The sequence below is a fragment of the Mariniphaga anaerophila genome, assembly GCF_900129025.1.
Lineage (GTDB): Bacteria > Bacteroidota > Bacteroidia > Bacteroidales > Prolixibacteraceae > Mariniphaga > Mariniphaga anaerophila.
Genome location: NZ_FQUM01000001.1, coordinates 698,865 through 721,289, shown reverse-complemented (window position 1 = coordinate 721,289; position 22,425 = coordinate 698,865). Strand labels below are relative to the sequence as shown.

Genomic DNA, 22,425 nt, shown 5'->3' with positions numbered 1-22,425 from the left:
AAGAAATCTCATGTTTAGGATTCTGTCTAAAAATCTAACGGTCTAGAATCTAAAAAAGATGAAACGAGCCATAGGAAATTATTCTAATACACGAGTAACATAGTAGGCGAGTTACATCGAATACCGTTGAAAATTAAAGATTATAATGAGATGAAAATAACAAATCCAATATTAAAAGGCTTTAATCCCGACCCAGCAATCATTCGGGTTGAGGACGACTATTACATTGCGACATCAACCTTTGAGTGGTTCCCAGGATTTCAAATCCACCATTCAAAAGACTTAAAGAACTGGAAGTTGATAAACCATGTTTTAACTCGTTCTTCACAGTTAGATATGAAAGGGGCACCTGATTCATGCGGAGTTTGGGCACCTTGCCTAACCTTTGATAATGGTACTTTCTATGCCATCTTCACCAATGTGAAATCGTTTGATGGCGTTTGGAAAGACACCCCGAACTTTATGGTTACTACTGATGATATTCAAAAAGGCGAATGGTCGGAGCCTATTTATTTAAATAGTAGTGGTTTCGATGCCTCTCTTTTTCACGACGATGACGGTAGAAAGTGGTTCCTGAATATGATTGTTGACCATCGGGGAGGTAAATTTTTTGGTGGTGTTTATTTACAGGAATACGATTCGGAACAAAATAAGTTAGTTGGACCCATTAAAAATATTTTTCCCGGAACCGAACTGGGTTGCACAGAGGCTCCTCATATTTATAAACGAAACGGGTGGTATTATTTGATGACTGCAGAGGGCGGAACAGAATACGGTCATGCGGTAACTTTGTGTCGTTCAAAAAACATTTGGGGACCTTACGAACTCCATCCAACCAATCCGGTAATTACAGCACGTAATAATCCTGACTTGCCCCTACAGAAATCGGGGCATGCCAGTATTGTTAAAACACAAACAGGCGATTGGTATGCTGCCTTCCTTGTGGGACGTCCACTAAAAAAGCACGGACGTTGCACTTTGGGACGTGAAACTGCAATTGCACCGGTTGAGTGGCGTGAAGATGGTTGGTTGTATCACAAAGGAGATAACAATGAGCCACAATTGGAAGTGGAAGTAGAGGGATTACCAGAAAGTCCGTGGCAACCAGAACCCGTTCGTGATGATTTTGATTCAGAAAAACTGAATGTGAATTTCAGTTCTCTGCGCGTTCCTGTAAATGAAAATTGGGCCACTTTAAAAGAACGCCCCGGCTTTTTACGTTTGTATGGACGCGAGTCATTGCAATCTATTCATGAGCAAAGTCTTGTAGCAAGAAGGATTCAGGCATTTAATGTTGAAGCAGCAACTTGTTTTGAGTTTAGTCCTGATACTTTCCAGCAAATGGCAGGTTTGGTTTTTTACTACAATACCATGCACATGCACTATGCGCATGTTAGCTACAACGAAGAGACGGATACAAAATATCTACAAATTATTTCTGCAGACAACGGTGCATTTTCAGAACCTTTGGAAAGTATTGTTGAGATTATTGGCGATAGAGTTTACCTGAAAGGAAATATGAATCGTGAAGATTTGCAGTTTTACTATTCCTTGGATGATGAAAACTGGGAAAAATTAGGTCCGGTTCTGGATGCAAGTATCCTTTCTGATGATTATGTACGCGACAATGGTTTGCATTACCGTGCTGCATTTACAGGAAGTTTTGTGGGAATCTGTTGTCAGGACCTTTCCGGCAGAAAAAAACACGCCGATTTCGATTGGTTTGAGTACAAAGAATTATGAAGAACATTCTAATAACAGGATGTAGCAGTGGTTTTGGACGCTTAACAGCTGAAACTTTGATAAAGCGCGGTTATACGGTTCTTGCAACCATGATTGGTTTAGATACTTTTTCAGCAAAAGCAGCTTCTCAACTGGAAGATTTTGCTGGAAAGCAAAGTGGAACACTACATATTCTTGAATTGGATGTTACTTGTTGTAATTCGATAAAAAGTGCATTAAAAAGGGGGATAGAATTGGTTGACGAAATAGATGTTGTGATAAACAATGCCGGGATTGGCGACACAGGTTGGACCGAAGCATTTAGCGAAGAACAAACTCAAAAAATGTTCGATGTAAATGTTTTTGGTGTGCAGCGAATGATGCGAGCTGTTTTACCTGAAATGCGAAAAAGGAATGAAGGGCTTATCATTAATTTTTCAAGTATTCAAGGGCGGGTGGTTTTTCCTTACTCAGGAATTTATTCAGCAACAAAATTTGCTATTGAAGGCTTAAGCGAAAGTTACCATTATGAACTAAAGCCTTTGGGAGTTGATGTGGTAATGCTTCAGCCCGGAGGATTTAAAACCAATTTTGAAGCCATACAGAATGGCCCATCTGATAAAGCCCGTTTAGATTCGTATGGAGAACTAAAAGATGAGCCTTACAAAGTTTGGGGTAATCCAGATGACACCAAGGACTTTTTGCCGCATCCGCAACCCATCGCTGATGCCATTATAAAATTAATTGAAACCGAGCCCGGTAAACGACCACTCAGAACGCTTGTAGACCCACTGTTGGATGGTACAGGAACAAAAACAATAAATGAAGCAACCCAAAAAGCTCAACGAGAATTGTCCGATAAATTGGGTTGGGATATTATTTAATGAGTTAAAATTTATGTTATGAAGATATTGAGTATTCTAATTGTTGCTATTCTTTTTATGGCGTGCCAAAGCACCACAAAACAAAAAGTTGAAAATGAGGAGCGTGAAAAGTTTGAACCTGCATATGGCGAGTGTATCTTGTTTGCAGGCCAGGATTTGGGCGCTGTTGGAGGTGTTGATGGTTATACTGATGGCTATATGAATTATTTTGATACGCCGGGCGGTTTTACCATGTACACTAATTTGCGTACAGGCGATGTTTCTTATGGCAACATTTACAGAGGATTGGATGGCATTTGGGATACCGATAATTGGGGCTCGGGTGATTGCAATATGAGCATGCAAATAAACGACTTGGATTTTAAACACATGGCTTTAGCAATTGGTTTCGAACTGGTAAATCACGAAAAAGCTGTGGCCCGTGGTGAATTTGATAACATGATTGACAGCCTCGGTAATTGGTTTATCGATTTAGGTGAACGACCAGTGTTTTTGCGCATTGGCTATGAGTTTGACGGGCATGAGTGGAATCATTACGACCGGGAGAGTTACATTGCAGCCTTTAAGCACATTAGAGTCAGGTTAGATAGCCTGGGTGTTGAAAATGTGGCTTATGTTTGGCAATCGAAAGGTTGGGGAAGCGATTATGATGAACTTGAAAATTGGTATCCGGGTGATGAATATGTTGATTGGTGTGGTTACTCGTTTTTCTCTCGTGGAGAAGAAGCACAACCCATGCTCGACTTTGCCCGCGACCGTAAAAAACCGGTTTTTATTGCCGAAGCGACACCCATGTTCGATGATGAGAATGGCAATACCTTAGAATGCGACCTTGATAATCCGGATCAGGCTAAAAAGGCCTGGGATGAATGGTTTACTTCACTTTTTAAAACCATCGATAAAAACCCTGACATTATAAAAGCTGTTTCGTACATAAATGTAAACTGGCGAGTGCAGGACATGTGGCAAAATCCGCCATTCAGCATGTGTGACTCGCGTATGCAGGCCAGCGATTATGTTAGTCGTTACTGGCAAAAGGAAACTTCAAAAGAGAAATACTTAAAAGCTTCACCCATGCTTTGGAAAAATCTGAGAGATAATTGAACATGTGCTGTTATAGAAGTTTGGAGCATGCTTTGAAGCTGTTGCAATTATTGTTAAAAAATAATTTGTGTTAGTATTTTGCTGTATGCTCCATGATAGAGAGGATTAATAACAATGACTATGCTCTTTTTATCAAATTTTATAAAAGCTAGATTCTACCGATAATAGTTCTAACTAAAATATTGCTGAACGAAATGTTATTTTGTTTATGATAAAAATCAATACAAATACTTAAATATATGCTTTTGGAGTATATTTGGAAAATATAGTAGTGAGTATATAATTTTTTGTATGTACGAAGGTCCTGTTTGGTATGCCACCTAAGTTCTTGTTTTATTTCTTTGTATCTGTGTAATTATGAATTCCAATTGAAAAACAAACTAAAAGCCCTATGAAACATATAACTATTAAAGAAGTCGCAGAAGCTCTCAATTGTTCAATATCAACCGTCTCGCGTGCTTTTAATAATAAAAGTGAAATCCATCCTGATACTAGAGAAAGAGTATTACAGGTTGCAGCAAAAATGGGATACCATCCAAACCCCATTGCTCGAAAACTAACACAACAACGTTCTTACAACGTAGGCGTTGTGGTTCCCGAGTTCTTGAATCCTTTTTTTCCCGAGGTTATTATGGGTATTCAAGATGTTTTACTAGAGAAAGGATATCAGGTTTTAATTATGCAATCCAATGAAAATGATGAAACAGAACAAAAAAATTTGAAAACACTTGAGGATAATTTCGTGGATGGGATAATTTTATCATTAACTCAAGAATCAAAAAACATTAATTATTTGCAACATCTTATTAATAAAAATTATCCGTTGGTCTTGTTTAACCGGACAAATGAATCATTGACAGTTTCTAAAGTATTGTTCGATGATTATAAATGGGCTTTGTTTGCAACAGAGCATCTAATACAACAAGGTTTAAAAGAGCTTGTTCATATTGCCGGTAAAAGTCATCTGACTCTATCTAAAAAAAGAAAACAAGGCTTTATTGATGCACATCGCAAACATAAACTTCCCGTAGATAGTTCCAAGATTATTGAAACTGGTTTTTTGGTTGAAGACGGAATTAGAACGGTAATGGAGTTAATAGATAATGATACATTACCTGAAGGATTTTTTTGTGTTAATGATGCTACCGCTATGGGAGCTATAAAGGCACTTAAAAAGAATGGATATAAAGTTCCACAAGACATCGCTATTATGGGATTTACGGATACACCTGTGAGTTCAATGATTGAACCTCCTTTATCTTCAGTGGTTCAGCCATCTCGTCAGATGGGTGAAGTTGCAGCAGAACTTCTTCTTAGACAAATTGAATCTAAGAGCATTGTAATTCCAGAAACAGTAGTTCTGAGTGGAAGCCTAAAAGTTCGAGAATCATCCGTGAAACTATAACTAACGATTAACGGTACATAAATCTATGGTTATGTATGGCCCGGAAACGTTTCCGGGCCTTGGAAACGTTTCCGGTAGCGTTTCCGGGGTGTAAATTTCGCCTATAAGCTAAATTCTTCTCTTTGTTTCAATAGTTTAGCATGCAGAAACTAAAAAAACTATTTGAACTAAAACAGCATGCAGTTACTCGACTATATTGTAATTATCGTTTTTTCGCTAGGTATCCTGGCAGCCGGACTTTCATTCTCAGGCTCGGGGAAGAATATGAAAAGCTTTTTTGCCGCGGGAGGTGCCGTTCCTTATTGGATTAGCGGCCTTTCCTTGTTTATGAGCTTTTTCTCTGCCGGAACTTTTGTGGTTTGGGGCTCAATTGCCTATACGCATGGCTGGGTTTCGGTTACCATTCAATGGACAATGGCAATCGCCGGTTTTATTATTGGTTTTGTATTGGCACCGAAATGGCATGGTACCAGGGCTCTAACAGCTGCAGAATACATCACACAGCGATTAGGTTTAAAGGTACAGAAACTTTATTCCTATTTGTTTTTAGCTATATCCTTGTTTACTACCGGAGGTTTCCTGTATCCGGTTGCTAAAATTGTAGAGGTCTCAACAGGTTTTTCACTTCAATGGTGCATCATAGGTTTAGGTTTGGTTATTATATTATACACAACAGTGGGCGGTTTGTGGGCTGTAATAGTTACAGATGTTCTCCAGTTCATAATACTTACTGCCGGCGTTGTTGTTGTTGTTCCTCTTGCTTTTAAAGAGGTGGATGGAGTTGCCGGATTTGTTCAAAATGCACCTGATGATTTTTTTCAACTACTAAACGGAGAATATACCCTTGGTTTTATAATCGCATTTGCCTTGTATAACCTCTTTTTTATTAGTGGAAATTGGGCTTATGTACAGCGCTATACAAGTGTGCCGTCGAAAAAGGATGCCAAACGAGTGGGCTACATTTTTGGATCACTTTATTTGATAAGCCCTGTTGTTTGGATGCTTCCACCCATGATTTATAAAGTATTGAATCCTGAATTGTCGGGCTTTGGTGATGAAGGAGCTTATTTAATGATGTGCAAAGAAGTGCTACCCGTTGGAATGCTTGGTTTAATGTTGGGAGCCATGATATTTGCAACTTCAAGTTCGGTTAATACGACATTAAATATTGCTGCAGGTGTATTTACCAATGACCTCTACAAAAATGTTCGGCCCAACTCAAGCATAAAACATTTAATGACTGTTGCTCGAGGGGCAACCATTGTATTTGGTATTTTAACCATTCTCGTAGCCTTGTTGGTGCCGATGATGGGTGGAATTGTTGAGGTGGTGTTAAGTGTTGGAGCAATAACGGGTGGAGCTTTGTACCTGCCACCCTTATGGTCTCTTTTCTCAAAACGCCAAACAGGGCGCAGTATTTTGGTCGCAACTATATTCAGCTTAATCATAAACCTGTTTTTCAAATTTGCGTCTCCTGCTTTGTTGGATTTAAAACTAACTCGTGGACAGGAAATGATTCTTGGCGTAATTGCTCCACTGCTCATTTTAGTTATTTACGAAATAAAATATAGCCTGGTAAAAAGAACAAACCCATATTATGAAAACTATATCCGTATAAAATCAGCCATGAAGGAAAAGGAGTTGGATGAAGTTGATGTAGAAACTGATTCTGGCGCTCAGAACTATCATGGAAGAAAAGTTATTTCATTGGGTGTTTTGGGAACAGGAATGTTAATCACTGCAATTGGAACCTTTGCCGAAAACGGAACTTTGCTGGTTATAGGTACAGGAATAGGCGTAGTACTGGTTGCTCTTTTTATAAGACCTAAAAAGAATAAGGAATCATGATAATAGAAACTAAACAAAGTATGACAAGAAAAAATTACAAGGTTGAAATGAAAACCGACATTGTAATTGTTGGTGGAGGTTTGGCAGGTACATGCGCCGCCATCACCGCAGCACGCGCTGGTTCAAAAGTTGTTTTGGTACAAGACCGTCCGGTTCTTGGTGGAAATTCATCGAGTGAAGTACGTTTATGGATACTTGGTGCCACCTCGCACATGGGAAATAACAATCGATGGGCACGGGAAGGTGGTGTGGTAGATGAAATATTGGTTGAAAATCTTTTCCGTAATCGTGAAGGTAATGCCGTAATATTTGATACTATTTTGCTTGAAAAAGTAAGCAACGAAGCAAACATTACACTTTTGCTAAATACAGCAGTTCATGAACTTTCGAAAAAAGATGAAAGTACAATTGAATCTGTTAAAGCTTTCTGTAGTCAGACCTCAACTGATTATTGCTTAAAAGCACCAGCTTTTATCGACTCCTCAGGCGATGGAGTAGTAGGTTTTTTGGCCGGAGCACCATTTCGTATGGGAGCAGAATCAAAAGAAGAGTTTGGCGAATTATTTGCTCCCGATGAGGCATATGGTAAAATGCTTGGTCATACCATATATTTCTACACTAAAGATACTGGAAAACCGGTAAAATACCTTGCCCCGAGTTATGCGCTGAAAGATATAAGGCAAATTCCACGGTACAAGAACATAAACAGCAATATGAATGGCTGTAATTTTTGGTGGTTTGAATATGGTGGAAGGGAAGAGGATACCATTAAAACTACTGAGGAAATAAAATGGGAGTTATGGAAGGTTGTTTACGGTGCATGGGATTACATCAAAAACTCAGGAAAATTCCCGGATGCTGAAAACATGACCCTGGAATGGGTGGGTATGATTCCTGGTAAGCGCGAAAGCCGCCGCTTTGAAGGTGAATACATGTTAAAGCAGCAGGATATAATTGAGCAAAAGCAGTTTGATGATGCAGTTGCTTATGGAGGCTGGGCAATCGACTTACACCCTGGCGATGGGGTTTACAGTAAACTTCCTGGTTGTAGTCAATGGCACTCCAAGGGGATTTACCAAATCCCATTTAGAGCTTTAACCAGTACATCAATTAAGAATTTACTTTTTGCAGGACGTATCATCAGTGCAACACATGTTGCTTTTGGTTCAACCCGGGTTATGGCTACCAGTGCCCATGTAGCTCAGGCCAGTGCTTTAGCAGCAAAAATGTGCGCGGACAAGAGCATTGCTGTTAAGGAAGTACTGAAAAAAGCTAACATGAATCATTTACAGCAGAAGCTGAGCATAAATGGACAAAGTATTCCGCATTTACCCATCGATTATGCAGAACTTTCAGTAGAAAAACCAACAGTTAGAACCAGTAGTACATACGAACTAAAGAAACTTCCTTTTGATGGCGATTTTGTAAGCCTGGTAGAAGGGATAACCCAGTTACTCCCATTGGAAGGAGGGAAAAAATACGGGTTTAGAATTTTGGTTAAATCCGAAAATGAAAGTCTACTGAAAATTCAACTTCGAAAGTCGTTAAAAACAGGCAACTATACACCCGATGAGATATTGGAAGAAATGGAGCTTTCTGTGGCAAAAGGCAAACAATACCTCAGTTTTACTTTTGATGCCGTTCTTGAAAGTGATCAATATGCCTTTTTAACCATTCTTCCCAATAAACATGTTAATGTAATGAGCAGCGAGCAACGTCTTAGCGGAACTTTATCGCTGTTTCAGAAAATGAATAAAGCAGTTTCAAATCATGGAGCGCAGATGCCACCTGAGGGTATCGGTGTTGAAAGTTTCGAATTTTGGACACCCAAACGTCGTCCTGATGGTAAAAACCTGGCTTTTGAAGTTTCGGAACCCATTCAGCTATTTAGCAACGATAATATTAGTAACGGATATGTTCGCCCCTACTTAAAAACCAACGCCTGGGCAGCCAGTTTAAGCGATAAAAATCCAGAAGTAAAATTGAGCTGGAAAAAACCTCAAAAGATCGATGAAATCAGGTTGTTTTTCGATACTGATTACGACCATCCAATGGAAAGCGTATTGATGGGACACCCGGAAGATGTTATTCCATTTTGTGTGAGGAATTATTCCATTTTGGATCAGGATAACAATGAATTATTTATTAAAAAAGATAATTACCAAACAATAAACACCATCAAACTCGAACAACCACTTAAGTGTACCGAATTAAAATTCAGGTTTGAACACCCGTCTTCTTCGGTGCCAGCTACTGTTTTCGAAATTTTATGTTTAAATAACTCTAATTAAATTCATTTAACTTATGCAAATTAAAAAGCTATTAGTACTCTCGCTTGGTTTGCTGTTGACCATTGGTTTATGGGCTCAACAACGAACAGTAACGGGAACGGTTTCCGATGAATCGGGACCACTGCCCGGAGTAAATGTTGTGGTAAAAGGTACCACAATAGGAACTATTACAACGCCTGATGGAAACTTTTCACTTGAAGTTCCTGAGGATGAATCTACACTTATTGTTTCATTTATTGGTTTTGTTTCGCAAGAAGTAGATATTGCCGGAAAAAGCAATGTGGCGGTTACTCTTCAAGCCGATGTAATTGGTTTGGAAGAAGTTGTTGCAGTGGGGTATGGTGTGCAGAAAAAAGTTAACCTAACCGGTTCGGTTGGAATGGTTGAAGGTGGCGAAATGGCCAAGCAACCTGTTACTTTGGCATCTGAAGCCTTACAAGGTTTAACTCCTGGTGTTACCGTTTCTAAAAACTCGGGAGCTCCTGGATCTGGTGCCACAATTCGTATTCGTGGTTTAACCACCTTCGGACAAAAAGATCCGCTTGTTTTAATTGATGGTGTAGAAGGAAATCTAAACTCGGTAGACCCTAACGATATTGAAACAATGTCGGTTTTAAAAGATGCGGCTTCGGCTTCTATTTATGGTTCACGTGGTGCAAATGGTGTAATCTTAATTACAACCAAACGTGCTCAAAAGAACCAGTTTACCATCAATTATAAAGGATGGGTAGGTGTTGATGACTTTACAACTTTACCTGATTTTGTTGGTGCCATTGATTATATGAATGCATACAACCGTGCTTATTATAACGACGATCCGGATGTAGATGCTCCATATTCAGAGGCATACATACAGGAGTATCAACAGAACATGGGAAGCGACCCGGATAACTATCCAAATACCAATTGGCAAAATGTGGCTTTAACAGGCTCGGGCTTTAAGCATAATCACTATGTTGGTATAACCGGAGGTACTGAAAAACTTAGCTCACGAGCCTCGTTTTCATTCCTTGATCAGGATGGTTTGATCGAAAACAATAACTATAAAAGTTATACGGTACGTTTAAATAACGATTACAAAGTAAAAAAATGGATAAGTATTGGTTTGGATATTAATGGTCGCTATTCATCAAAAGATAGTCCAACGGCTGGTTTAGGAAATATCTTTGATCAGGCAAACCGTATTCCTTCCATTTATGCAGCTCAATTTTCAAACGGTAAATACGGTCCAGGCTGGGCTTTAACTCAAAATCCATTGGCATATGTCGAGGCAAGCGGAAATACCAATGACAAGTGGTATCGTTTTAACGGAAAACTCTCTGCAACGATTAATCCAATTACGGGTTTAACCGGTAAGGTTATTTATGCTCCAACATACACAAGCAACAATAATAAGGCATTTAGCAGACAATACGAATTGTATGAAACACCTGAAAGTGAAAATCCTGCTGTTCAGCCATCTCAAAGTAAGCTTGTACAAAAACATTCGAATAGTTGGACAAATAGTTTCAATGCCATCGTGACGTACGATAAATCAATAGAAGATCATAACTTCTCAGTTATGGTTGGTCATGAAAATATTGACTACTATGGCGAAAATATGAATGGAACCCGACTTGATTATTTATTCCCCGATTACCAGGTACTAAATGCTGGTGCTGAAGAGGGACAGACAAACGGTGGTTCAGCCTCTGAATGGGCTTTAAGTTCTCAGTTTGGACGTTTAACGTATAATTACAAAGGAAAATACCTTGTTGAAGCCAATGCTCGTCGTGACGGTTCGTCACGTTTTACAAACGAACGCTGGGAGGTATTCCCATCATTCTCTGCAGCATGGCGAGTGTCGGAAGAAAGCTTTGCACAGGACTTAGAGTGGTTAGATAACTTAAAAGTACGTGCTTCATGGGGGCGGTTGGGTAATCAAAATGTAGGTGATAACTATCCATTTATGACTCAGGTAGAGTTGGATAATCAGTACTACATTTTCGGGCAGACACCTGCAGTAAATCCAGGTGGGGCTGTAACAACACTTCCTAATCCTAATTTGACCTGGGAGTACACCGAAACTTCAAACTTTGGCGTTGACGTTTCCGTACTAAAAGGACTTTTATCCTTAACAGCTGAATATTACATACGTGATACAGATCGTATCATTGATCGCGAAGATGTTGCTGAAATCGTTGGTTTAAAAGGACCAAAAATCAATGCCTATGCTGTGCAGAACAAGGGTTTTGAGTTGAGTTTACGTCACCGCAATTCAATCGGCGATTTTAACTACGAAGTTGGTGTTAATTACGACGATGTTAAAAACGAAGTTACCGACTTGTATAATAAAGAAGAATGGATTAGTGGAAGCACTATCTCTCTTGTGGGCGAACCAATGTGGTCGTATTATTTATATGATACCGATGGCTTATTGCAAGAAGGCGAGACGCATGATATATCGTACAAAGGGCATTCTCCGGTTCCTGGTGATATTAAATACATCGATCAATTATCAGTAGATACCGACGGCGATGGAATTCCAGATGCTGGTGATGGTGTAATCCTTGCTGAAGATGACCGTGTAATTAAGGGGAGCAGCATTTCTCGTCACAATTATAGCTTCGATATTAATATGAGCTATAAAATTTTCGACCTGTCGTTGTTTTTCCAGGGTGTTGGTAAAAAAGATGTATTGTTTACCGGAAAACAAGCTTTTGTTTTCGATAATAGTTCGGGTAATGTACAAACATGGCAAATGGATTACTGGACACCGGAAAACACGGGTGCCAGCTATCCGAACTTCTATTTTACCAATCGCCACAATTATACTTCATCAGCGTATTGGTTGAGAAGTGGTGCTTATTTACGTCTGAAGAATATTCAGTTTGGAGTAAATGTCCCAAAACAAGTCTTACAGAAACTCGACATCGAAAAGTGTCGTTTCTTTTTCTCAGGTCAAAACCTGCTAACCTTTGATGATATGCCTGATGGTTGGGACCCTGAAACAAGAGGAGCTTCTAACTATCCGATTGTAAAAACCTTATCGTTTGGTGTTGATGTAACATTCTAAATTTAAAATTGAAGAAAAATGAAACTTATAAAATATATATCAATCTTATTCGTCTTCACACTGTTTTCTTGTGGTGATGATTACCTTGAGAAATACCCTTTGGATGCTCCATCAGACCAAACCTTTCTACTTACAGCTGAAGAAATGGAAGTTGGGGTTAACAATGTTTACCGTGGATTAATATGGCTCTGGAACTGGGAGAATGTTCATACTGTTCCTGCCCTTGATTATGGAACTGATTTGGGAATGCGTCGTCCAAGTGGTTCGTACCCATTTCCATGGACATATGGTGCACACGATGCTACAACCGGCTTCTTTAAAGATGCCTGGACAAAATTTTACAGAAGTATAGAACGTGCTAACTATATTATTGAAAAACTGCCTTTGGGAAAAGAGAATGTTACCGAAGAATTCTATAATAGAATTATGGCAGAAGCACTTTGGCACAGAGCTTTTCATTATATGTATTTAACCGAATTATTTGGTGATGTACCTTGGGTAGAAACTGTGATGTGGGACTATGAAGAAGCCTATTCTTTGGTTCGCGAATCGAAATCAACGATCGTAAATAACATTCTAACGGACCTTGATTTTTGTATTGCCAATCTTCCTGCGTCGTGGGGAGGTGAAGATTATGGTCGTATTAGCAGTGTTGCAGCTGCTGGTTTAAAAGCACGTATTGCACTTTACAATGGCATGTACGATGTAGCTGCTCAAGCTGCACAAACTGCCATGCAGTCGGATATCCAATTAAGCAGTAATTACGAAGGATTGTTTTCGTACGATACCTATCAGGTTCCTGAGAATCTTGTGGTTGTGCAGTATTTGGAAGAGTTTGTTACTCATGGTTTTCCACTAATTGCAGGTAGTCGTAACCTAAAAGGATGGGGTGTTTTCCAACCATCTGTTTCTTTAGCCGATTCGTATGTTTGTACCGATGGCCTATCAATTGCCGAATCTCCTTTGTTTGATCCAAGAAATCCATACGAAAATCGCGACTCAAGAATGAAGGCTACTTTGTTGACGCATGGACAGTGGTTTGCCAATTTATTGTTTGATGTTTACGATGAAGACGGTGATGGTAAAGACAAAACTTTGCAGATTAATGCCAGTGGAGATACCGTTTCTATTAAAAATCAGGATTTTCATAAACCGGGTGTCATTAAAACTGCATCGGGGTATTACCAGAAAAAAGGTGTTGCAGAAGTTGATATCTTAGATAACCTGGTAGCAAAATCACGTACCCCAACAATTTTAATGCGTTATGCCGAAGTTCTTTTAACTTATGCCGAAGCCAAGTTTGAATTGGGACAATTCGACCAGTCGGTGGCCGATGCAACGATTAATGTAATTCGCGACCGTGTTGGTTTACCGGGAATTAATGTAGGTGAACATTCAAGTAACGAACTTCAGGCTTTAATTCGTAACGAGCGTAAAGTTGAATTGGCACTTGAGGGCTTCCGTTATTTCGATATCAAGCGCTGGAAAACAGCAGAGCATATAATGAACAACAATTACGTTATTGGTCGTATTCAAAAGGATGTTGTGGTTGACATTTACCAGAATGGTTTTGAAATGCCTCGTCCAACATTCGATGAGTATGGAATATCACATTATCCAAATGAACAGGATTTATTCGAAAAAATACCGCTGGAATATGTATTCGATCCGGCTCGCGATTATTTGTGGCCTATTCCTCAAACCGAACGCGAGGTTGTTCCTACTTTGACTCAGAATCCGGGATATTAATCCGGATTTATATAGATTAGTTTGGTTAGTTAGTAACTAAAACCTGCCCCAATTGGGGCAGGTTTTTAATACCTTATAAGAATGAAGACAATAGCCATTTGTATTATTACCTTGTTAAGTCTGGGAACACTTAAAGCGCAAAGCTATATTAATTATGCCGAGGGAAAACCGGTAACCACAAGCTGGGAAAGTAAAAACAAAGTTCGTTTAACCGATGGAAGTCTGGTTTCTGGTTCGTTTCGCAAGAATCCTAAAGGAAAATCAGTTACTATTGATATAGACCTGACAGCAGAGTTTAAACTAGGCGGTCTTCACATGCATATCGACAAAAAGGGAATTTTACCCTTGCGTGAATTCAATTTTCAGTATAAAAATGGAGGAATGTGGATTGATATTCCCGGTGCGTCAAGAAGAGACAATTTCTCATCTGACATTGATATCAGATTTCCAAAACTAATTTCAGCAACACATGTACGTTTGGTGGCTACAAATATTACAACTTTTGGTATTCTTGAAATCCAACTGTGGGGTAGAGATGTTCCGTCTTTGCCACACGCAGTTGAATTTGAAGAACCAAAGCCCTTTGAAACCGACAAACATTGGGTGTGTGTTAACCAGGTTGCCTACAATTTGGGTGCACCTAAAGGATTTACCGTTCCAACGGCTAAAACTGATTTGCCTTTTGTAATTCAGGAATCGGCTCGTGGTGACGTTGTTTATAAAGGAAAATTGAAAGATGGAAATGGCGATTTCACGGATTTAAATCCAAAGGATTCCAAATCGGAATACAATATTATTGTGGAAGGCGATGACTTGAAAAAAGGAGTTTCCTATCCTTTTACCATCGGCTTGCATGCCATTCAGGAAATAGCGTATCAGCCTTCAGTTTGGTTTTTTAACGATGCGCGTAGTATTATGGGCTCCCATCCATCAGCCTATGGAGGAACAGCATGGCGCGACGGGACCTATTATACTTATGAGTTACCATCAATGGTTTTAGTTTACCTTTCAAATCCTGAAAAGTTTGACAATATGCCAATTGAATTGAGTTGGCAAAAAGATAAGGATAGAGCATTACATCCTGATTTCAATTATATCAAAGCATATGGCGACGATAATCCTTTACCTGTTGTAAAAAAGATATATAAAGAAACACCTGTTCCCGCTGAAAATACACCGGACATCATTCAAAATATCTTGTTTGGAACAGCCTGGAACTTTGTCGATCCTGTTTCAAAAGATCCGTCGGGCGATACGCTGGGACATTTAATGCATGGACAAACCATTGAGCAACTGGCTTATTTCCTTTATGGTTATCCTGCTTACGAAAAATATATTTCAAAAGGCTTTTACACAGTAGTTCTGGATTCAACTTTGCTTTGGTGGAAAGAGTCTGGATTGTTCGAAGTGCAAACAACGGTTGGCAATCCAAAAGGGCGCCATTGCCCGGGGCATTCAATTATGCCAAACTTGTTAATGTACGAGGTGGCCAAACGCGAGAAAAAAGATGCTCAAAAATTTATGGATGCAGCCATTGCTCAAACCTCTTGGATTATTGAAACTGCCGATTGGAACAATCCCGCATTTACCAAAGGACAACGCATGAGCGAACACAAACTTCCAACTGGATTAGCACATTTTCAATATAATTATCCTGAATTTGCACCAAAAGGTCTGAAGCAAAAGATTACAGAGTGGGCAGAAAAAGCCGTTTCGCTTTCTAATAATATGTGGGTTTTCAGAAAGTTTGCCGAAGATGAATGGACGCTTCCAGGGTATAACGAAGCCGGAAATGTTATTGCTTTCCCAGGAGCTGCACTATCGATTGCTTTGGTTTTGGAAGATGGAGCAACTAAAGATCGTTTGGTGGAATTAGCTTATTCACATTTCGACAATTTCAATGGTAGAAATCCACAAAATGCGCATTGCGCCAATCATCCTGAGTTAGGATTCGAAGGAGTAGAACGTGGTTGGCCGCATGGAGATCCTCGTCGCGATATTTGCGCACGTTTGGAACATGTTCGAGGTTCGTTAAGTTCGCTGCCTGGCTCTGAAATGTACCCGTTTAATCCAGATGGGCGTCCTCGACATGGAGAAGGATGGACTGCCTATAATGCCGACTGGAATGTGGGTATTGCTTTCCTTAACTTTTTTGAGGGTGTTTCTTCAATCTCAGTTTTGAAAACATTAAAATAGTACTTATTCGAATTTGTATATTAGTTATTGACTTTACAAGTAATACAATGGATCTATTTACAGTTTTTTTTGGTACTCTATTTAAATACTTTTTTAAAGCCCCACTTGAGAATTGTCCGATATTAAAACAAGAATGTCATTCTTTTGAAGAAAGGTTAAGTTGGTTCAATTACTTTAGCTTCGAAGAGAAACGCCATATTAAACAACGTCATATTGGGTGTTTAAATAGAAGGGATATTAAAACAATTCATATCAAGAGAAAGCCATAAGGGTAATTATCCAGGTTACGTTGCATGTAATGATTTAGTTTGAATTACCTCCTAAAAATGAAGATAAAACGGTTTATATAGTTTGAAATATTCAATATTATAATTCACTAGTGTCCGATTAATTTATAAGAGCTATAATTTGAAGTATTATCTATGATCGAAACAACAGACCTATATTGTATTGCTTATGGATGTCCTAAAAATAACCGGAATAATGATTGTCCATTATTAGAAATAGAACATCTTTCATTTACCGAAAAAAAGGACTGGATAGATAAACTGGACAAGGAGTCAGAAGAATTCATCTTAAAGCATCATTCCTTTTGTACAAAAAGGAAAATAACAAAACAAGGGAAAAAATAGGGGCTACTCCCGAAAGGTTTCGCCCCATGTTGTAGATTTGTTTTGCACACAAAATCACAACATGAGTAAAAATAAAGAAATAAAGTATGTCGGACAGCCGATTTTTAAACAGATAATAGATTTGGTAGAAAAAGTCAACATATCATCCATTATAAAGACACACGAAAGTGACCGCTATTATAAGGCATTTAAGTCTAAGACCCATCTAATTACCATGTTGTTTGGGATATTAAGCCGGTGTGATTCGATGACGGAAACCTGTGAAGGGCTGCGTGCTATGGGAGGAAAGCTAAACCATCTTGGTTTGGAGAAGGCACCTGCAAAAAGCACAGCCAGCGACGCATTGAGAAACCGGGACAACCGTTTTTTTGAAGATTTGTATTTTGCCTTGGTAAATAAGTATAAATCATTTTTATCGGACAGCTGTACTTATGGGTTGACATTTAAAGAGGTACTTTTAATCGATTCAACCACAATCCGGTTATTTAGCGACATCCTCAAAGGGGTTGGGCGTATTCCCAAAGGAGATGGCAAAAAGAAAGGTGGGCTAAAAGTCCACACGCTTATCGATGTAGTGCAATCTGTAGGTCGGTTAATAGTGATTATAATTCTTAAAGTCAATGAAACTTATAACAATACTTTATAGTTTGGCATATGAATGTCCCCGAAAGAATCGAATGAAAGATTGTCAATTACAGCAATTTGAACATCTTTCATTTTATATGAAAGTTAAAGCTATTGACGATCTTGCCGCTGAAAAAAGAGAGAGCCTTTATCTTTTTCATAATTCTTGCTCTGGCAGGAATTGTTGAATTAAATAATAATTACACGCGGAATTATAGTTAAAAGTACTTTTATTATATTTATATTCGAAAATTGATTTTAATGGAACGATATAATAAACATCCAAAACATTTTGTAGCAGTCGACTGTGTTATTCTCGGTTACGACGAAGGAGAGCTGTGTCTGTTATTGTATCCTCGTGGATTTCAGCCATCGAAAGGAGCGTGGTCGCTAATGGGTGGTTTTGTGCAAAACAACGAATCATCGGATGATGCAGCCAAACGTGTTTTAAAGCAAACCATTGGTTTGGAGGATATTTTCATGAAGCAGGTAGGTACCTTTGCAGAACCTGATCGCGACACAGAAGATCGTGTGATAAGTATAGCATATTATGCTTTGGTGCGAATAGAAGAGCACGATAAAGCTTGTGTTCGCGAGCATGGAGCACATTGGTGGCCGATTTCGGAATTGCCGGCAATGATATTTGACCATCGAAAAATGGTAGATAAAGCCTTGCTGAAACTGCAGCAAGAAGCTGGTTATCGAATTATTGGGCAGGAGCTGTTAGCTGAGAAATTTACGATGTTGCAATTGCGTCAGTTGTATCAAGCTATATTCCAACGTGAGTTTGATCCCGGTAATTTCAGAAAGAAAATATTATCGCTAGATGTCTTAGAACGTCTTAACGAAAAGAATATGTTGGAATCAAAAAAAGGGGCTTTCTATTACAAGTGTAAAGAAGAGAACAACGAAAGAGGTTTAGACCGTATAGTGAAGGTCTAAATTTTTTTGTCAAACATTATAAAAGTAGTAAGTACATTTAAAACTAATTTAAACGATATGAGCAGTACATTAAATGCTAAGGAAGTGTGGTTTGTAACAGGTAGTCAACACCTTTATGGACCAAAAACATTACAACAAGTAGATGAAGATTCAGCAAACATTGTTGAAGGTTTTAATGCATCAGGAAAAATACCTGTGACTATTGTATTTAAACCTGTGGTAAAAACACCTGATGAGATTCTAGACATCTGTATTCAGGCGAGTTCGGATAAGAACTGTATTGGTTTAATTACCTGGATGCATACTTTTTCGCCTGCCAAAATGTGGATTGCCGGATTAAAAGCTTTAAGCAAACCCTACATGCATTTGCACACACAATTTAACAGGGATTTACCCTGGGGTGAAATTGATATGGATTACATGAACTTGCACCAGAGTGCACACGGTGGCCGCGAGTATGGTTTTATAAATGCACGCATGCGTAAAAACCGTAAAGTAGTTGTTGGGCATTGGCAAGATGAAAATGTACAAAACGATGTGGCCAAATGGTGTCGCACTGCCATTGGATGGGCCGAATCGCAAGGTTTAAAAGTCGCTCGTTTTGGCGATAATATGCGTGAAGTTGCCGTTACCGAAGGCGACAAAGTTGAGGCTCAAATTAAATTGGGATGGCAGATTGCCGCCTATGGAGTAGGCGATTTGGTGGCTTATGTCGAAAAAGTTACGAATGAAGAAGTTGATGCACTTTACAAAGAATATGAAGCAAGCTATCAAGTGGCAGATAATTGCAAACCGGGTGCTGAGTTTCATGAAAATGTTAGAGTACAAGCTCGTTACGAAATTGCGATGAAACGTTTTATGGAAGAAGGAGGTTTTGGCGCTTTCACAACAAACTTTGAAAACCTTACCGGATTAGCACAACTTCCCGGATTGGCTTCGCAACGTTTAATGGCTGCCGGTTACGGATTTGGCGCTGAAGGCGATTGGAAACAAGCTGCACTTCTTCGTATTGTTAAAGCTATGTCAGTAGGATTAAAAGGTGGTAGCTCGTTTATGGAAGATTACACCTATCATCTAGAACCGGGCAACGAAGCTGTGTTGGGAGCGCACATGTTGGAAATTTGTCCAAGTATTGCAGCTAAAAAACCAAGACTTGAAGTTCAGCCTTTAGGAATTGGAGGGAAAGATGCTCCTGCACGCTTAATATTTGATAGCGAAACTGGGGATGCTATGAATGTTACCATTATTGATATGGGAAGCCGTTTCCGTATAATCGTAAATACGCTCGATGTAATTGAACCACTTGCCGAAATGCCAAAACTTCCGGTGGCTTCTGCTTATTGGAAAACACATCCGAACCTTGCCGATGGCGCAGCATCATGGATTTATGCCGGTGGAACACACCATTCAGCATTTACTTTGGCTTTATCACCCGATTATATTGAAACATTTGCCGAATTAGCCGATGTGGAATATATTCTGATAGATAAGGATACTAAAGTTCCTGAATTGAAAAAGGAATTGCGCTGGAACGATTTGTATTATCATCTGGCCAAAGGCTTGTAATCACTAATAGCTTAAACTAAATTTTATGGTTTTATTAGATTGGATTGTAATAGGAGTATTTTTTGTGGTTTTAATTGGCATAATTGTATGGGTTATCAGTCAAAAAAACAAAAACTCCGAAGATTATTTCCTTGGTGGCCGTGATGCTTCCTGGATTGCAATTGGAGCCTCCATCTTTGCTTCGAATATTGGTTCGGAGCACTTAATTGGATTAGCCGGAGCAGGTGCCTCAAGCGGTATGGCAATGGCGCACTGGGAAATACAAGGTTGGATGATTCTGATTTTGGGTTGGGTATTTGTACCCTTTTATTCCAGAAGTATGGTATTAACCATGCCCGAGTTTTTAGAACGCAGATACAACAAAGAATCACGAACCGTTTTATCGTTGATATCGCTAATTAGTTATGTGCTTACAAAAGTGGCCGTAACTGTTTATGCAGGGGGATTGGTATTTCAACAGGTATTTGGCATCGAGCAAATGTGGGGGATTGATTTCTTCTGGATTTCTGCCATTGGGCTGGTATTAATTACTGCTTTATACACCATTTTTGGTGGAATGAAATCGGTGCTCTATACTTCGGTGCTTCAAACACCTATATTACTTGGTGGCTCTTTGATTATATTAGTTCTTGGGCTAAAAGCCGTTGGAGGCTGGGAGCAAGTGCTTGAAATTGCAGGTGCTACTAAAGTGAATGAACATGGCGATAGTATGGTAAACTTAATTCGGGATAATCGTGATGCCGATTTCCCATGGTTAGGCGCTCTAATTGGTTCTGCTATAATTGGTTTTTGGTATTGGTGTACCGACCAATTTATTGTACAACGCGTATTGTCTGGTAAAAATGAAACAGAAGCTCGTAGGGGAACAATTTTTGGAGCTTATTTGAAATTACTACCGGTATTTCTTTTCCTTATCCCTGGTATGATTGCTTATGCTATGAGTGCGAAGGGAAATGTAATGTTAAATGGCGAATTATATGTATTGCCAAGTGCCGATGCGGCTTTCCCATCGTTGGTGGCTCAACTGTTGCCTGCCGGTGTTAAAGGATTGGTAGTATGTGGGATTTTAGCGGCATTAATGAGTTCCTTGGCATCGCTGTTTAACTCTTCAGCAATGTTATTTACCATCGACTTTTACAAACGCTACAAGCCAGATACTCCTGAAAAGAAATTAGTTCGTATTGGTCAGATTGCGACAGTTGTTATTGTTACCCTAGGTATTTTGTGGATTCCAATTATGCGAAGTATTGGCGATGTGCTTTACGAATATTTGCAAGATGTTCAATCGGTGCTGGCACCGGGAATTGCTGCAGCATTTTTAATGGGAATTGCCTGGAAACGTGCTTCGGCGCAAGGTGGATTCTGGGGGCTAATGTCTGGGTTTATAATTGGCGTTACGCGTTTGGGAGCAAAAGTATATTATAACATTGTAGAAAATGCGCCCGATACGCTATTTAAAAGTGTCTTTTTCGATACAAACTGGTTGTTTTTCTGTGGGTGGATGTTGCTAACTTGTATTGTTATTCTGGTAGTTGTAAGCTTACTTACCAAAGCACCAAGTGCTGAAAAAATACAAGGATTGGTATTTGGAACATCTACAGCAGAACAAAAAGCTGCTACACGTGCCAGCTGGAATGGCTGGGATGTTTTTCATACGGTAGTGATTCTTTCTCTTACCGTTGCGTTTTATATTTATTTCTGGTAAAATAGTTGAGAGATGTTAGAAGAATTAAAGGAAAAAGTATTTGAAGCCAACCTTGACCTAGTGAAGCTTGACCTTGTAGTTTTTACCTGGGGAAACGTAAGTGCCATCGACCGTGATAAAGGACTGGTAGTAATTAAACCCAGCGGCGTTTCATACGACGATATGAAAGCCAGCGATATGGTGGTTGTTGACTTGAATGGAAATGTTGTTGAGGGCGACTTGAACCCATCGAGCGATACACCGACACACTTGGTTTTATACAAGGCTTTCGAAAATATTGGGGGAGTGGTACACACGCATTCTACGTGGGCAACAAGTTGGGCTCAGGCAGGTAAAAGTATTCCTGCTTTGGGCACAACACATGCCGACTATTTTTATGGAAATATTCCTTGTACGCGAAAATTAACTTCGAAAGAAGTAAAAAACAATTACGAGGTTGAAACCGGAAATGTAATTGTTGAAACTTTTGCTGAATTAGATGCTAATGCTGTACCGGGGGTAATAATTAATAACCACGGACCTTTTTCCTGGGGAACCGATGCTAACAACGCGGTTCATAATGCCAAAGTTTTGGAAGAGGTGGCTAAAATGGCTTCGGCTTCCTTACAGTTAAATCCGCAAGCTGAAATCGACCAGTATTTGTTGGATAAGCACTATAACCGAAAGCATGGAAAAGATGCTTATTATGGACAGAAATAATCA

Annotated in this window: 14 protein-coding genes; all 14 read left to right on the top strand. The window is 39.3% G+C overall.

Going from position 1 to position 22,425, the window contains the following annotated elements; all coding sequences use genetic code 11:
• Window positions 1-150: 150 nt before the first annotated feature.
• The 14 genes from BUB08_RS02940 to araD all read left to right on the top strand — a co-directional run bounded on the left by BUB08_RS02940 (window position 151) and on the right by araD (window position 22,422).
• Window positions 151-1,743: a glycoside hydrolase family 43 protein gene (locus BUB08_RS02940; protein ID WP_072998706.1), complete on the top strand. Its 1,593-nt coding sequence runs from the start codon at window positions 151-153 to the stop codon at window positions 1,741-1,743.
• Window positions 1,740-2,606 carry an SDR family oxidoreductase gene (locus BUB08_RS02935; protein WP_072998704.1) on the top strand — a complete coding sequence of 289 codons (867 nt, stop codon included), beginning with the start codon at window positions 1,740-1,742 and terminating at the stop codon, window positions 2,604-2,606. Before BUB08_RS02940 ends, BUB08_RS02935 begins: the two co-directional genes overlap by 4 nt.
• A gap of 18 nt (window positions 2,607-2,624) precedes the next feature.
• Window positions 2,625-3,710 carry a glycoside hydrolase family 26 protein gene (locus BUB08_RS02930; RefSeq protein WP_072998702.1) on the top strand — a complete coding sequence of 362 codons (1,086 nt, stop codon included), beginning with the start codon at window positions 2,625-2,627 and terminating at the stop codon, window positions 3,708-3,710.
• Window positions 3,711-4,101: 391 nt separating this feature from the next.
• Entirely contained in the window at window positions 4,102-5,115 is a 1,014-nt protein-coding gene (locus BUB08_RS02925) for a LacI family DNA-binding transcriptional regulator (protein ID WP_072998701.1), read from the top strand.
• Between the two features lie 177 nt (window positions 5,116-5,292).
• A complete protein-coding gene (locus BUB08_RS02920) occupies window positions 5,293-6,963 on the top strand; it encodes a sodium:solute symporter family protein (protein WP_072998699.1) in 1,671 nt (556 codons plus the stop codon).
• 20 nt (window positions 6,964-6,983) lie between these two features.
• The gene (locus BUB08_RS02915; RefSeq protein ID WP_217651532.1) at window positions 6,984-9,254 is read left to right on the top strand and encodes an FAD-dependent oxidoreductase; all 2,271 of its coding nucleotides are present in this window, start codon (window positions 6,984-6,986) and stop codon (window positions 9,252-9,254) included.
• Between the two features lie 13 nt (window positions 9,255-9,267).
• The gene (locus BUB08_RS02910; RefSeq protein ID WP_072998696.1) at window positions 9,268-12,309 is read left to right on the top strand and encodes a SusC/RagA family TonB-linked outer membrane protein; all 3,042 of its coding nucleotides are present in this window, start codon (window positions 9,268-9,270) and stop codon (window positions 12,307-12,309) included.
• 18 nt (window positions 12,310-12,327) lie between these two features.
• On the top strand, window positions 12,328-14,058 hold the full coding sequence (locus BUB08_RS02905; RefSeq protein ID WP_083570532.1) for a RagB/SusD family nutrient uptake outer membrane protein: 1,731 nt from the start codon (window positions 12,328-12,330) through the stop codon (window positions 14,056-14,058).
• 81 nt (window positions 14,059-14,139) lie between these two features.
• A complete protein-coding gene (locus BUB08_RS02900) occupies window positions 14,140-16,254 on the top strand; it encodes an early set domain-containing protein (RefSeq protein ID WP_072998692.1) in 2,115 nt (704 codons plus the stop codon).
• Between the two features lie 693 nt (window positions 16,255-16,947).
• A complete protein-coding gene (locus BUB08_RS02885; protein WP_072998687.1) occupies window positions 16,948-17,532 on the top strand; it encodes a DUF4372 domain-containing protein in 585 nt (194 codons plus the stop codon).
• Between the two features lie 239 nt (window positions 17,533-17,771).
• A complete protein-coding gene (locus BUB08_RS02880) occupies window positions 17,772-18,452 on the top strand; it encodes an NUDIX hydrolase (RefSeq protein ID WP_072998685.1) in 681 nt (226 codons plus the stop codon).
• Window positions 18,453-18,509: 57 nt separating this feature from the next.
• A complete protein-coding gene (gene araA, locus BUB08_RS02875) occupies window positions 18,510-20,018 on the top strand; it encodes an L-arabinose isomerase (RefSeq protein WP_072998918.1) in 1,509 nt (502 codons plus the stop codon).
• A 25-nt stretch (window positions 20,019-20,043) separates the two neighbouring features.
• A complete protein-coding gene (locus BUB08_RS02870; RefSeq protein WP_072998684.1) occupies window positions 20,044-21,723 on the top strand; it encodes a sodium:solute symporter in 1,680 nt (559 codons plus the stop codon).
• Window positions 21,724-21,735: 12 nt separating this feature from the next.
• A complete protein-coding gene (gene araD / locus BUB08_RS02865) occupies window positions 21,736-22,422 on the top strand; it encodes an L-ribulose-5-phosphate 4-epimerase (RefSeq protein ID WP_072998682.1) in 687 nt (228 codons plus the stop codon).
• The last annotated feature ends 3 nt before the right edge of the window (window positions 22,423-22,425 follow it).